The organism is Thermopirellula anaerolimosa (assembly GCF_054657335.1).
In genome coordinates, this window is the sequence record NZ_BAAHYX010000004.1 from 1,187,755 (window position 1) to 1,202,331 (window position 14,577).

Below are 14,577 nucleotides of genomic sequence, written 5' to 3' on the forward strand. Positions count from 1 at the left end.
TCGCGACGCGAAACGGATTATATCGCCGCCCGCCTGGTCCTACAATTGCACCACTTTCCGCGGCTTTCGTCGGACTACTATAATCAGGGCATGAGGTATGCCATCGAGACAGACAAGCTCACCAAGCACTATCGCGTTTACTCGAAGAAAGAGGGCCTAATCCCCTCCCTGGTTGGGCTTGTTCGCCGTGATTATCGCGAAGTGGAGGCCGTTCGAGGGATCGACCTGCGGGTGGAGCATGGGGAGTTTGTGGCTTTTTTGGGGCCGAATGGGGCGGGCAAGACCACGACCTTGAAACTCCTATCCGGAATCATCACTCCGACTTCCGGGTCGGCCTCCGTGCTGGGATACACGCCTTGGAAACGCGAGAACGCCTATCGGCGGCGTTTCGCCCTGGTAATGGGGCAAAAGAATCAGCTTTGGTGGGATTTGCCTGCCGCCGAATCCTTTCGATTGCACCAGCAGATATACGACATCCCGGAGGCGGTGTTTCGCCGCACTTTGGATGAGCTGACCGGCATGATGCAAGTCGAGTCGCTCCTGTATCGCCCGGTCCGCGAGCTTTCCCTCGGCGAGCGGATGCGCATGGAGCTAATCGGTGCCCTCCTCCATTCGCCGGAAGTCCTGTTTTTGGACGAACCGACCATCGGGCTTGACGTGACGGCGCAGTTCACCATCCACCAATTCCTGAGGCACTACCAGCGGACCCGCGGGACCACGATCTTGCTCACCAGTCACTACATGAAGGACGTAGCGGTTTTGTGTCGTCGCGTGATCGTGATCGCGGGCGGGCGATTGATCTATGACGGTTCCTTGACCGGCTTGGTGGAGCGTTTCGGCGGATACAAGATCATCTCGGTCCTATTCGGCGACGGTGAGATCCCAGGCGATTTGGAACGCTTCGGCAGGATCGTGTCGCGCGAACCGCCGCGGGTACGGTTACGAGTGGATCGCCAGGTGGTCACGGCGACGCTGCGGGAACTGTTGGCCCGGTATGCCGCCGACGACGTGAGCGTGGAGGACCCGCCTTTGGAGGAAGTAGTTTCGGCCTTATTCGCCTCGGCGGAACAGGGGGCCGATGACGCAGCGGCTTCGGTGTCGCTCGCCCATTCGTAGTATGGGCGCGAGGACGGAGACCGGGCGTCGAAAACCCGCCCCTACTCCGCGACGCCCCACCATCCCGGTTTTGCGAACCATTCATGGCAAGCTCGGCATCCACCGCCTGGACCATTCTTCGCATCAGCATGGAGGAACGCCTCGTCTATCGCGGCGACTTCATGCTGGGGACGTTGATGCGGTTCTTGCCGATCGTCACCCAAATCTTTCTTTGGGCGGCGGTTTTCTCGGCGATCGAGGCCTCCACGACCGGTAACGCCACCGTGGCGGGCTACCGCTACCACGACATGGTGGCCTATTACCTGCTGACCATGCTCAGCCGGGCCTTTTCCAGCATGCCGGGGCTGGCTTCCGGTATCACCCGCGAGATCCGCTCGGGGACTATCAAGCGATTCCTGGTCCAACCCGTCGATATGTTGTTTTTCTTGTTTCTCTATCGGGCCGCCCACAAGCTGGTCTATTACGCCGTGGCGTTGATTCCCTTCGCCTTGGTGTTTTACTTGTGCCGGGGATTTTTCGTGGAGACTCCCCAGGGTTGGACCTGGGCGGCGTACGTCGCCTCGTTGCTGCTGGCGTTCTTGCTGGGCTTCTTCTTGGAAGCGACCATCGGCATGTTGGGGTTCTGGTTTCTGGAGGTAAGTTCGCTTCTGTTCATTTACATGCTGCTGAACTTCTTCTTCTCGGGCCACATGTTTCCCATCGACATGCTGCCGCAACCCTGGGCGACGGTCGTGAAGCTGATTCCGTTGCAATACTTGGCGTATTTTCCGGCGGCGGTGTTTTTGGGCAAGGTGCAAGGCGCCGCCCTGTTGGAAGGCCTGGCCGCACAAGCCGCATGGACGCTGATCTTCTCCTTGTCGGCGCGGTGGGCATGGCAACGCGGAACCCGCCGCTACAGCGCGTTCGGAGGGTGAGCCAAGATGCCGCGATTCGCACGTGCTTGGGCCGTTTTCTTGACCTTCGCGCGAAACAGTCTGATCCGTGACATGACCTTTCGCGCCAACTTCCTCATCGAATTGGCGTCGTCGCTGTCGTGGGTCTTCATGAACTTGGGCTTCTACCTGTTGATCTTCAGTTACTCGCCCTCCATCGGTGTGGGAACCGGTTGGGGAAAATGGGAGTTCTTCGCATTTGCCGGAACAGGCCTGATCATCAACAGTTTGACCGGCATGTTTTTCATGACCAACGGCGACGAATTCGGGGAGATGATTCGCACGGGCACGCTCGACTTCGCCCTGCTGAAACCCATCGACACGCAGTTCCTCGTTTCTTTGCAGCGTGTCGAATGGTCCAGCGCGGGAAACCTTGCGGTGGGCATCGTGCTGGTGCTGGTCTCCGCGTCCTATCTCAAGGCGCCCATCGGGGTAGTGCAGGCGGTCCTATACGGTATGTTCTTGGTTTGCGGGGTGGTGATCCTTTACAGCCTGCTCTTCAGCTTTGCGGCGACGAGCGTGTGGCTGGGACGGAATACTTCGCTTTTGGATTTTTGGTTCTACATCGTCAGTTTCAGCCGCTATCCCATGGAGATTTACCAGGGGCGATTGGGACGCCCGATCCGCTGGTTCTTCTCGTTCATCATTCCCGTTCTGGTGGCCGTCAACGTGCCTGCTCGGATATTGGTGCGACCGCTCTATCCGGAGGCGGCGAGCGACTGGCTATTCGCGCTGTGCGCCCCGATTGCCGCGGTCGCGAGTTTCGCCGTCTGCCGCCGGATATTCATCGTCGCCTTGCGGAGTTACCGAAGCGCCAGCAGTTGAGCAGGACGGTCGGCGGCGACTGAGAAGCGTCTCAACCCGGGATTGCGTGCTGAGACCGAGGTCGAGGGGGCTTTGTTTTTCGCAAGAGGTGGTACGCCGGATGAAATGGTCCTACAGTTCCAACGCCTACATGAGGTTTTCCTTGGAGGAGACGGCGAGGCGGATCGCCGCCATCGGCTATGCCGGACTGGAGTTGTTGGCGGACGTCCCGCACGCCTGGCCCGCCGGCTTGCTCCCCGAGACCGTCGAGACGATTCGAGCAACCATCGAGCGTCACGGTTTGGAAATCGCCAACATCAACGCCTTCATGATGAATGCCGTGGCGGACCCGCGTCAGCCCTATTGGCATCCCTCGTGGATCGAGCCGAGCGCGGAGTATCGGGCGATTCGCCGGGAGCATACCCGACGCGCGATCGAGTTGGCAGCGGCGCTCGGCGCGCCGGGACTCCAAACGGAGCCTGGCGGACCGATTCCGCCGGGTTATTCCCGACGCCATGCCCTGCAAGTCTTCTACGATGAGCTGATGCCTTGCGTCGAAACCGCCGAGCGGCTTGGCGTCAATCTGCTGATCGAACCGGAACCCGACCTGCTGATCGAGCATCCGGAGCAATACTTGGAGTTCGCGGAACGGGTGGATTCGCCGCGGTTGGGCCTGAACTTCGATATCGGCCACTTCTTTTGCGTGGGAGAGGAACCGCAACGGTGGGTGCCGCTCTTGGCCGCTCACACCAGGCATTACCACATCGAAGACATCCCGCCCGATCGCCGGCACAGCCATCTGGTTCCGGGCCGCGGCGCGATCGATCTGGCTGCCGTACTACGCGCGATTCGCGACTCCGGCTATCAAGGTTGGATTACGGTGGAACTCTATCCGTACATTGATCAACCGGACGAGGCGGGCGCCGAGGCCTTGGCGTACTTGAAGCGATTGATTGCCGACCCGCCGGCATGAGATCGCGAGCCTGCCGAAGAAAACCCCGCGCGGCGGCTGAAACGATCGCGGCGCGCGACGCAACAGGATACTTATGAATCCCATCCGCGCTTACTTGCAATTAATTCGCCTCCCCAATCTGTTTACCACGGCGGCGGACGTGCTGGCGGGCACGGCGGTTGCCGCCGCATTGGGCACGGGTGGGGATGAGTCCACGCTCTTGGGGTTGATCCTTGCCTCTCTGTGCCTGTACGCCGGCGGAGTCGCGCTGAACGACTGGGTCGATCGCGATCGGGACGCCCGGGAGTCGCCGCATCGGCCGATTCCCTCGGGGGCGGTTTCCGCCCGCGCGGCCTTGCGGCTTGCCGTTTTCCTCTTAACGGCGGGCACACTCGCGGCGGGAGCGACTGCCCTGGTGCTGGCTTCCGCGGCGACCGCCGTGACGGCGGTCTGTCTCACTGCGAGCATCCTCTTGTACAACTTGGCTGCGAAGCATCGGTTTTTCGGCCCGGCGGCGATGGGCCTATGCCGCTGCCTGAACTGGCTCCTGGCTATGAGCCCCGCGGCGTCCGCGTGGACCTTGTGGCACTGGACGCTACCGATCGGGATGGGTATCTACATTGCCGGCATCAGTTGGTTCGCGCGACAAGAGACGACCTTTTCCTCGCGATTCTACTTGGCTTTGGGTTGGTCTCATTGGGCGGTGGGAATCGCCGTGTTCGGCATATTCGGCATGGCCTACGAAAACGTGGTGGTGGATCGTTGGCGCTGGGCCGCTCTGTTGGGCCTGATCGCCCTGTGGTTGACCGTGCGGACCCTTTGGGCGATTCAGAATCCGGAGGCCCGTCGCGTGCAACTCGTGGTCACGCAGGCGATCTTGGCCGTGGTCGTATTGGACGCTGCCGCCGTCTTCGTGGTGGCGGGACCGGTGCTTGCGATTCCGGTCCTGGCCTTGATCTTGCCCGCCGGGTGGCTTGGTCGTTGGCTTTATTCCACATGACGCACCGCTGCGGGCGTGTGTGCGAAAAACCTTCCGGAAACGGATGCTGCGATCCGCACTCCGAACGGCCCCGGGCAGCAACCTTGCGTGATGGGAGACGCAATCGTGTACCCCGCATACAACACCAATGGTTTACCGCACCATGATCCCCTGGCTGCCATCGCCGGGTTGGCCGAGATCGGCTACCGAGGCGTAGCGCTGACCATCGATCACTACCTGCTCGCCCCCGACGATCCTCGTTGCCCGCAGCAATTGGCCGATCTGAGTCGTCTTTTGGATCACTACGGACTAGAGTCCGCCATCGAGACGGGAGGTCGATTCCTGCTCGATCCGTGGCGCAAACACGAACCGTCCTTGTTGACGGCGGATTCCGAGGGGAGGCGACGCCGGATCGCCTTCTATCGGCACGCCGTGGATTGCGCGGGCGCACTCGGCAGTGGTTGCGTTTCGCTTTGGTCGGGTCGCCCGTCCGATGCTTCCGCTTCCGAGGCCGCGCTGTGGGATCGTCTAATCTCGGGACTCCGCGAAACCTGCGACTATGCAGCCGATCGAGGTGTCAAAATTGCCTTCGAACCGGAACCCGGCATGTGGATCGACACCACGGAAAAGGGGTTGCAACTGCTGGACCTTGTGCGCCACCCCAACCTGTTCTTGACGCTGGATGTCGGCCATCTGCAATGCCAGGGCGAGTTGCCCGTCGGAAGGTACCTCCGCCTGTGCGGAGAGCGACTGCTCCACGTCCACCTGGACGATGCGCGAAGCGGCGCCCACGAGCACCTGATGCTCGGACAAGGCGAGGTCGATTGGGAGGACGTCTTGCGAAGCCTCCACGAATTGCGATATCAAGGGGCTTTGGCGGTGGAATTGAGCCGCCACGGGCATTTGGGATTGGAAGCGGCGGCGGAGGCTTACGCCTTTCTGATGCCGCGGATCCAGTCCTTGCCGAACGCCGATTAGACGGCCTCTCGGGATTTGCGCGAGCATGACACGACGCGGATTCCGGAGCAGTCGCGTTGTTCGATATCGAAGGGAGAGTGTGTGATGAATAACCGTGCGGAATACGTGGTCTTACTGTCGGTCGCCAATCTTCGCGAGCGGGACGTGGAAAAAATGCGAAATCTCCGCGAGATGACGGCGGGCGGAGAGATCGCGGACTTGACGCCGGGCTTTCCCGCCGTGACCTGCCCCGTGCAGGCGAACATGACGACGGGCCGCGCTCCCGCGGAGCACGGCGTCATTGCCAACGGGTTCTATTGGCGGGACCGGGATGAAGTCGAGATGTGGACTTCACCCAACGAGTGCATCGAGTCGCCCCAATTATGGGACCTGCTTTATCACCACGAGCAAGGCATCCCGTCGGCGGTGTGGTTCGCGTTGCATAGCAAGGAATGCGGGGCGGATTACGTCTGTACGCCGGCGCCCATCCACCTCCCGGACGGATCCGAGAGGATGTGGTGTTTCACACGTCCGGAAGATCTATATCCCCATCTGCGCGAACAGTGGGGAGATTTTCCGCTGCACCGTTTCTGGGGACCGCTGGCCAACATCGAATCCACGCAATGGATCTTCGAGTCGGCGATCGAGGCGGTTCGATTGTATCGACCGGCCTTCTTCTACATCTACGTGCCGCACCTCGATTATGCGGCGCAAAAGCATGGGCCGGATTCGCCTCAAGCCCAAGAGGCCGTACAAGAGTTGGACGCGGCCTTGGGTCGGTTGCGAGAGGGAATCGTCGAGGTCTTGGGCGTCGATCCGCTCTGGATCGTGGCGGGAGAATACGCCATCACACCGGTGCGGCATGTGCTATATCCAAACCGAATTCTGCGCGAGGCGGGCTTGCTGAAAGTCCGCGAAGAGAGCGACGGCGAATACCTCGACACAACCGAAAGCGACGCCTGGGCCTTAGCCGACCACCAATGCTCGCACATCTTCGTCCGGCACGGCGAACCGGATGTCGTACGGCGGGTGGTCGAGTTGTTCCAAGGACGTGAAGGGGTCGCCGAAGTGTTGGCCGGCGCCGGACTCGGCCGATATCATATCGACCACGCTCGCAGCGGCGAGGTTGTCGTCGTTTCCGGTCCCGAGAGTTGGCAGGCCTACTACTATTGGTTGGACGACCGCCGCGCCCCACCCTTTGTGCGTAAAGTGGACATTCACCGCAAACCGGGGTATGACCCCGTCGAATTGTTCTTCGATCCCGCCACCCGGAGTATCCCGCTGGATGCCGGCCTTGTAAAAGGCTCGCACGGGGCTCCCGCCCGAGACGCGGCACAAAAGACGGTCTTGGTGGCCTCGCAACCCGGCTTAGCGCCGGAAGGTACGGTCCGCGATCGTGACGTCTTCCACATGGTTTTGAAGGCCTTCGGAATGACCATGCCGGGCGTGTGACATGCGGCGATGCTTGTCCGGCGGTCGCCTCCGGGCCTATCCGTGCGCGAAACTGCCGGATGGGAGACGGAGGAGCGGTCATTCCTCGGACGTTTTCCGATCGGTTCGCCCGCCGAATTGCGTCCTTGTTCCCCCTCGAACGCGGCCCGTATAATTAACGATTCCGTCCAACCTCCTCGCAATCCGTCTCACGTCCGCAGGTACGTTTCCGGCATGGCTGCTACTCATATCTCGATTCACGGCGCCCGCGAGCACAACTTGCGGGACGTGAAACTCGAATTGCCCCGCAATCGATTGATTTGCATGACGGGGGTCAGCGGTTCGGGCAAAAGCTCGCTGGCATTCGACACCCTCTATGCCGAGGGTCAGCGGCGCTACATCGAAAGCCTGTCCACCTATGCCCGGCAATTTCTGGGCCAAATGCCCAAGCCCAACGTGGATCGCATCGACGGGCTCAGTCCTTCCATCTCCATCGCGCAGAAGACTGCCGGACAGAATCCCCGCTCCACCGTGGGCACCATTACCGAAGTCTACGATTATTTGCGGATTCTTTACGCTCGGGCGGGTACCGGTTACTGCCCGCAATGCGGCAAACCCATCACCACCCAAACCCGGCAACAAATCGTGGAGCGGATCTTGGTGGAGGCTGCCGGGCGGCGCGTACTGGTTTTGGCCCCGGTCGTCTCGGGACAAAAGGGCGAACACCGCGATTTGCTCTCCGATTTGGCCAAGCAAGGATTCAATCGAGCGCGGGTCAACGGTCGACTCATGCGACTGGACGAAGAAATATCGCTCCAGCGGCACATGAAGCACCGGATCGAGGTGGTCGTGGACCGACTGAAGGTCGAAACGGCGACCCGGGGGCGTTTGGCCGAGGCCGTGGAATTGGCCCTGAAGGTGGGCGGCGAAACGGTTTTAATCTTGGGGGAGGAAGAGGGAGAGGCGGCGGAGGGAGAACCGAAAAGCGATCCCGAGGAGACGTCCGCTCGGCGTCGGCGTTCCTCCGGTCGTAAGTCCTCGGCGACCGATGGGACCGGTTCGATCGAGATGATGTTTTCGACCCAGTACGCCTGCGTCCCCTGCCAACTCAGCTTTCAGCCGCCGAGTCCGCAGCTTTTCAGCTTCAATAGTCCCGAAGGGATGTGCCCCACGTGCCACGGCCTGGGCGTCACGCAGTCGCTGGTGCCGGAGCGTTTGATCAAGGACCCGCAAAAGTCGTTGCAGCAAGGCTGTCTGGCGGTCTGGCGCCCTTGGAAGCAAATGGATCCGCTCGCGCGTCGTACCTACGAATGCTTGGGCGAATATTTGGAGCGGCAATACGGCCTGGAAAAAGGCGCGGCCTTGGAAACCGCTTGGGAAGACCTGCCCCGCCCCGTGCAGGACGCTATTTTGTACGGGTTGGGAAAAGGGCACGTCCTCACGGTCACCTACGGTTCGGGGCGCCGGGTGGTGAAGAAAAATGTGGATTTCTTGGGCGTCATTCCGGAATTGGAGGATTATTGGTACATCTCGCACGATCCGGCCTTTCGTGCCTGGCTTGCCGGATTCATGGAGGAAATGCCGTGCCGGGATTGCCGGGGGACGCGGCTCAACAATCAGGCCCGGTCCGTGAAGATTCAGACCCGCGCCCCGCGCTTCGCCGAATCCCCGAATCTCAGCCTGCCCGAGGTTTGCGAGCTTTCCATCAAGGAAGCCCAGGAGTTCTTCACCGATCTGGAGTTGGACGAGATCGGTCGGCGCATCGCCGAAGAACCGCTGAAGGAGATTCGCGGTCGATTGCGATTCTTGACGGACGTGGGACTGGACTATTTGACGTTGGCGCGGCCTGCTCCCACGCTGTCGGGCGGCGAGATGCAGCGGATTCGTTTGGCCGGCCAAGTCGGTTGCGGACTGGTGGGCGTGACGTACATTCTGGACGAGCCTTCCATCGGGCTGCACCCCCGCGACAACGACCGGTTGCTGCAAACGCTGGCCCGACTCCGCGATCAAGGCAACACCGTAGTGGTGGTGGAACACGACGAGGACACGATGCGGGCGGCGGACCTGGTCGTGGACTTCGGCCCGGGTCCCGGCGTCCGCGGCGGCGAGATCGTGGCGGTTGGAACGGCCGAAGAGCTTACGCGCGACCCTCGCAGCATCACGGGCCAATATTTGGGCAAAAAACGCTGCATTCCCGTCCCTGCCGCCCGGCGCTCCCCCCAAGGTCGGTTTCTCGTAGTCCGCAATGCGCGGCATAACAACCTCAAGGGCATCGACGTCAAGATTCCGCTCGGTCTTTTGGTATGCGTGACGGGCGTATCCGGGTCGGGAAAGAGTTCACTGGTCAATGACATCCTGGTCGAGGCCTTGAACATTCGGCTCAACGGGGGAAAGGGCGCGCCCGGCAGACACGACGCGATCGACGGCCTGGAGCATCTGGACAAGATGATCTCCATCGACCAGTCGCCGATCGGTCGCACCCCGCGGTCCAATCCGGCCACGTACACCAAGCTGTTCGACGAAATCCGCAAGTTGTACTCGCAACTGCCGGCATCACGGGCCAAGGGCTTCGCTCCCGGCAGATTCAGCTTCAATGTGGCGGGAGGACGCTGCGAGGCCTGCGAAGGCAACGGCGCCGTCAAGCTGGAGATGGACTTCCTGGCCGATCTTTGGGTCACCTGCTCCGTTTGCGAAGGGAAGCGGTTCAATCGCGAGACGCTGGAAGTCACCTACAAGGGCAAGACGATCGCCGACGTTCTGGACATGGACGTTCCGCGGGCATTGGAGTTGTTCGAGAACATTCCGCCCATCCGCCAGAAATTGGAGACGCTCCATGCGGTGGGTTTGGATTATCTCAGGCTCGGGCAACCTTCGCCCACGCTCTCCGGCGGTGAAGCTCAACGCGTTAAATTGGCGCGTGAGCTTGCCAAGCGCAGCACCGGGCGCACCATCTACTTTTTGGATGAACCGACGACCGGCCTGCACTTCGCCGATATCGAGAACCTGCTCAAGGTCCTGCATCAATTCGTGGACGGCGGAAACACCGTGGTCGTCGTTGAGCATAATCTGGAAGTGATCAAGACCGCGGACTGGATCATCGATTTGGGACCGGAAGGCGGCGAGGAAGGCGGTCGCATCATCGCCGAGGGTACGCCGGAGCAAATCGCCGAACGCAGCGCTTCGTACACCGGCAGGTTTTTGCGCCCGCTGCTTGCGGGACAAACCGTCCCGGCCGTGAAAGATAGCGCCGATCGCGAGCAATTCTTCCGCAGCTTGAAGGCCGACGGCAAGCAGGCCGCTGCGCACCGCAAGATCGTGATTCGTGGGGCCGCCGAGCACAATCTGAAGCACATCGACGTGGAAATCCCCCGCGATCGCATGACGGTCTTTTGCGGGTTGAGCGGTTCCGGCAAGAGTTCCTTGGCGATGGATACCATCTATGCCGAAGGACAGCGCCGCTACGTGGAGAGCCTGAGCACGTATGCGCGGCAGTTCGTCAATCAAATGCAGAAGCCGCGCCTCGATCACATCGAGGGACTTTCGCCCGCCATAGCCATCGAGCAGAAGCACGCCGCCAATACCCCGCGATCCACGGTCGGCACGGTGACGGAGGTGTACGACTACTTTCGCGTGCTGATGGCCCGGTTGGGGCAAGCGCACTGCCCGGAATGCCGATTGCCGGTCGGCACGCAGACCACGGACGAAATCACGGCCAAGGTGATGCGTCGGAAGGCGGGAACTCGCATTTTGCTCTTGGCCCCCATCGAATTGAAGCCGGGCGACGATTTCGAGTCGTTGTGCCGGGAATTGCGGGCATCGGGCTATGCACGCATCCGCGTGGACGGCGTCACCTATTCCCTCGATCAACCGCCGGTCGTCGATCGCCGCCGCAACCATCGCGTGGAGGCCGTCGTCGATCGGATCGTGGTCTCCGAGGAGCAACGCAGTCGTACGGCCGAAAGCGTGGAAAACGCCCTGGCGCTGGGCAAGGGCGTGCTGGTCCTCGCCGAAGTCGATGAGCGTACGCCGGAGCCTCGCTGGAAAACCGAGATTCACAGCAGGTCGGCGGTCTGCGGGTCTTGCGGCCGAAGCTTTGAGCCGCTGGGACCGCAGCACTTTTCCTTCAATAGTCGTCTGGGCTGGTGTCCCGCTTGCGAAGGGCTGGGCGTGCAATCCGGGACGAATCCCAACCTATTCGTCCGCGATCCTCGGCTCAGCCTGACGGACGGAGCGTTGTCGTTCGGGCCCGCGGTTCCGCCTCCTTTGCTCCGTGCGGCGTGGGGCGTGTTGGGAAGGGAGACCGGCGTACCGGTGAATATCCCCTTCGACGAACTGTCCAGCGATCAACGTCGCGTGATATTTCGCGGGACGGGACAGCGCTGGTTCGACGTCCGCCGGTCCGACTTGGACGCCTCCGCCGCCGGCGACGCGGAAGACGGAGACGATCCGGTAATCATGCGGTTCCAATTCCAAGGGGTCCTGCCGGCCTTCGACGAAGTGTTGCGATCCAGCCCGCAAATGCGGCGCAGGTTGGACACCTTTACGGGCGAAATGGAGTGCGCCATTTGCGGAGGAAGTCGTCTTCGCGAAGATGCGGCGGCGGTCCGCTTTCGCGGGCGGACCATCGACGGTTGGTGCCGTTTGCCACTGGAAAAGTTGCTGGACGAGATCGCACGCTGGCGTTTGGATGCCCGGGAGCGTCAGATCGCCGGCGAAATCGTCAAGGAAATTCGTACGCGCGTGCAGTTTTTGGTGGACGTCGGACTGGACTATCTGACGCTGCAACGCCCTGCTCCCACGTTGTCGGGCGGAGAAACCCAACGGATACGCCTGGCAGCCCAGGCTGGAAGCGGCTTGTGCGGCGTGCTCTACGTCTTGGACGAACCCACGATCGGCCTGCACCCGCGCGACAATAGCCGCCTGCTGTCGGCCCTGAAAAAACTTCGCGACATGGGCAACACCCTGCTGGTCGTGGAACACGATCGCGAGGTCATTTCGGCGGCCGATCATTTATTGGATTTCGGACCGGGTGCCGGTCGCGACGGCGGCAACATCGTCGCCCAAGGCAAACCCCGGAGCGTGGCCGAGTCCCCGCACTCCGTGACCGGTCCCTACGTCGGCGGCGGAAAGGCGGTCCCCATCCCCGGCAATCGCCGAATGCCGCACCTGGTCGAGATACTAGACGATCCTGCTCAGGTGTGGAAAAGCGACGGGTCCAAGAAGGCGCCGCTTTGGGCGAGAATTTCGCCGCCGGGCGGCGGTTGGCTGGAAGTGATCGGCGCCCGCGAAAACAATCTCAAGAGCATCCACGTCGGTATTCCGCTGGGAACGTTGACGGTCATCACCGGCGTCAGCGGCAGCGGTAAAAGTTCTTTGGTGGAAGATATCTTATACAACGCTCTGGCTCGTCGATTGCACGGGGCGCAGACGGTGCCCGGCGCCCACGATTGGATTCGCGGCGTGAGGGCCGTCAACAAGGTCATCCGTGTCGATCAACAACCCTTGGGACAGACGCCGACCTCCACGCCGGCCACGTTCACGGGCGTGTTCGATTTGATCCGCGAATTGTTCGCCCGCCTTCCGGAGGCTCGACTGCGCGGTTTTTCTCCGCGGCGTTTCAGCTTCAACGTGCCGGGCGGACGATGCGAAAAGTGCGAAGGCGCCGGCAAGATCCGCGTGGAGATGCACTTCCTGCCGGACGTCTGGATTCCCTGCGACGCCTGCGGCGGGCGGCGATTCGATGCCGAAACGCTGGCCGTGCAGTACCGCGGCATGTCGATCTCCGACGTGCTCGATCTCCCTTGCGCCGACGCCTTGAGGCTGTTTCGCAACATCCCGCGAATCCGCCGCATCCTGCAACTGCTGTGCGACGTGGGACTGGGGTATTTGCAGTTGGGACAACCCGCGAACACCCTGTCCGGCGGGGAAGCCCAGCGGGTCAAGTTGGCTGCGGAACTCGCCCGTCCCGATACCGGACGCACGCTCTACCTGCTCGATGAACCGACCACCGGATTGCACTTCGAAGACGTCCGCTGCCTGTTGAACGTCCTGCAAAGACTGACCGACTTGGGAAACACCGTGGTGGTCATCGAGCATAACCTGGACGTCATCAAGACGGCTGATTGGATCGTGGATTTGGGACCGGAGGCCGGCGACGGGGGCGGGCACGTCGTGGCCGTGGGTACGCCCGAGGACCTGGTCCGCCACGAACAGGCTCGCCGGGAAAGGGCTGGAAGGAATGGTCGCAAGAAGGACGCCGCCGGCGGACCACCCTTCCGCTCGTACACGGCGGAGGTTTTGGAACCGGTCTTGGCGGCAGGGCCCTACGAAGAGCGCGCAAAGTTCGATCCCGAGGTCGAGGCTCAATCCGCTCCGGACGACATGGAGATCGAGGAGGTCGGTCGCTCCGCTAAATCGCCGTGGGAGGTGGACGGTCCCAGGTGGCACATCCACGGCGGAATCGCACGCAACGGCAGACCCCGCCGATGGGACGGTCGCATCTTGGAGGCCGTGGTGGAACGGATCGAGGCCACGGGCCGTTTCGCGCCGGTGAATTGGAACCACCGCAGCATTGTGGAAATTATCGGACCGGATGTTTCCCGCGGTTGGTTCCTGCATGCCGTGACTGCCGAGGAATGGCTGCTGAAGCTCAAGTTCCGCGTCGCCGCGAACACGTTTCGTCGCAATGAACTGACGGCACGATTGGACCTCAAACCGTTCAACCTCATTCCCGATGTTCCGGTGTACGGCACCGAGAACCGCACCAAGGTCACGCTGATTCGACCGCGACAGGAGATCGAACTGGGGATTCTGTTCCGAAGCGAGATCGATCGCCCCGAGTTTTGGCAGTTTTTGGATCAGGCGATTGAGGGCTACTTCCGAATCGGCGAAGGCGGCGGTTCGGTGGGCGACGCCTTGCGCCCCTGGGGCAAGCTGGGTTTGGCCTGGCACACTTCGCCCCGCGGATTCCTGAACCGAAAACGCCCGAAATGGGACGTCGCTCTGGTCGAGCAGGCATTGGGGCTTCTGTCGAACTTGGATTCGAGCCTGGTACCCATCCCGGGAAATCGGCAGTCGATTCCGTTGCGATTCGGCAGTTCAGGGCCGGTCTTCGGCCACCTGTTTACCAAGCGGGCGGATGCCCTGTATCTGGTGTTTCGCGCACCTAAATCGCATTTTACGCAGGGGCGACTGACGGCCTTGCGTTTCGAAACGGAATTGCAGAGCCACCACCGAATCGAAGATCGCATCCGGTTGACGTTTACAGAGCGGCAGCAGTTGCGCGACCCGGAATTGATCGCCTTTCTCAAGGAGGCTCTATCCACCGCGCGAGAATGGTTGGTCGTTCCCACGTTTCGTCAGTCCGTGTTGCCGTTTGACGACGCATCGTGATCGGACAAGATCAT

At 61.6% G+C, this 14,577-nt stretch carries 8 protein-coding genes; all 8 read left to right on the forward strand.

All coding sequences use genetic code 11. From position 1 onward, the window contains the following. Positions 1-90: 90 nt before the first annotated feature. The 8 genes from ACYQ6J_RS05035 to uvrA all read left to right on the forward strand — a co-directional run bounded on the left by ACYQ6J_RS05035 (position 91) and on the right by uvrA (position 14,563). Complete coding sequence (locus ACYQ6J_RS05035; protein WP_460183104.1) at positions 91-1,116, forward strand: ABC transporter ATP-binding protein; 1,026 nt, start codon at positions 91-93, stop codon at positions 1,114-1,116. A gap of 83 nt (positions 1,117-1,199) precedes the next feature. Continuing rightward, entirely contained in the window at positions 1,200-2,030 is an 831-nt protein-coding gene (locus ACYQ6J_RS05040) for an ABC transporter permease (RefSeq protein ID WP_460183105.1), read from the forward strand. A 6-nt stretch (positions 2,031-2,036) separates the two neighbouring features. After that, positions 2,037-2,873: an ABC transporter permease gene (locus tag ACYQ6J_RS05045; RefSeq protein ID WP_460183106.1), complete on the forward strand. Its 837-nt coding sequence runs from the start codon at positions 2,037-2,039 to the stop codon at positions 2,871-2,873. Positions 2,874-2,973: 100 nt separating this feature from the next. Continuing rightward, positions 2,974-3,825 carry a sugar phosphate isomerase/epimerase family protein gene (locus ACYQ6J_RS05050; protein ID WP_460183107.1) on the forward strand — a complete coding sequence of 284 codons (852 nt, stop codon included), beginning with the start codon at positions 2,974-2,976 and terminating at the stop codon, positions 3,823-3,825. A gap of 73 nt (positions 3,826-3,898) precedes the next feature. Beyond that, complete coding sequence (locus tag ACYQ6J_RS05055) at positions 3,899-4,804, forward strand: UbiA family prenyltransferase (RefSeq protein ID WP_460183108.1); 906 nt, start codon at positions 3,899-3,901, stop codon at positions 4,802-4,804. Positions 4,805-4,909: 105 nt separating this feature from the next. After that, positions 4,910-5,761, forward strand: coding sequence for a sugar phosphate isomerase/epimerase family protein (locus ACYQ6J_RS05060; RefSeq protein WP_460183109.1), 852 nt, complete (start codon positions 4,910-4,912; stop codon positions 5,759-5,761). A gap of 84 nt (positions 5,762-5,845) precedes the next feature. Beyond that, entirely contained in the window at positions 5,846-7,192 is a 1,347-nt protein-coding gene (locus tag ACYQ6J_RS05065; protein ID WP_460183110.1) for an alkaline phosphatase family protein, read from the forward strand. Between the two features lie 213 nt (positions 7,193-7,405). Beyond that, complete coding sequence (gene uvrA / locus ACYQ6J_RS05070) at positions 7,406-14,563, forward strand: excinuclease ABC subunit UvrA (RefSeq protein WP_460183111.1); 7,158 nt, start codon at positions 7,406-7,408, stop codon at positions 14,561-14,563. Positions 14,564-14,577 lie beyond the last annotated feature (14 nt).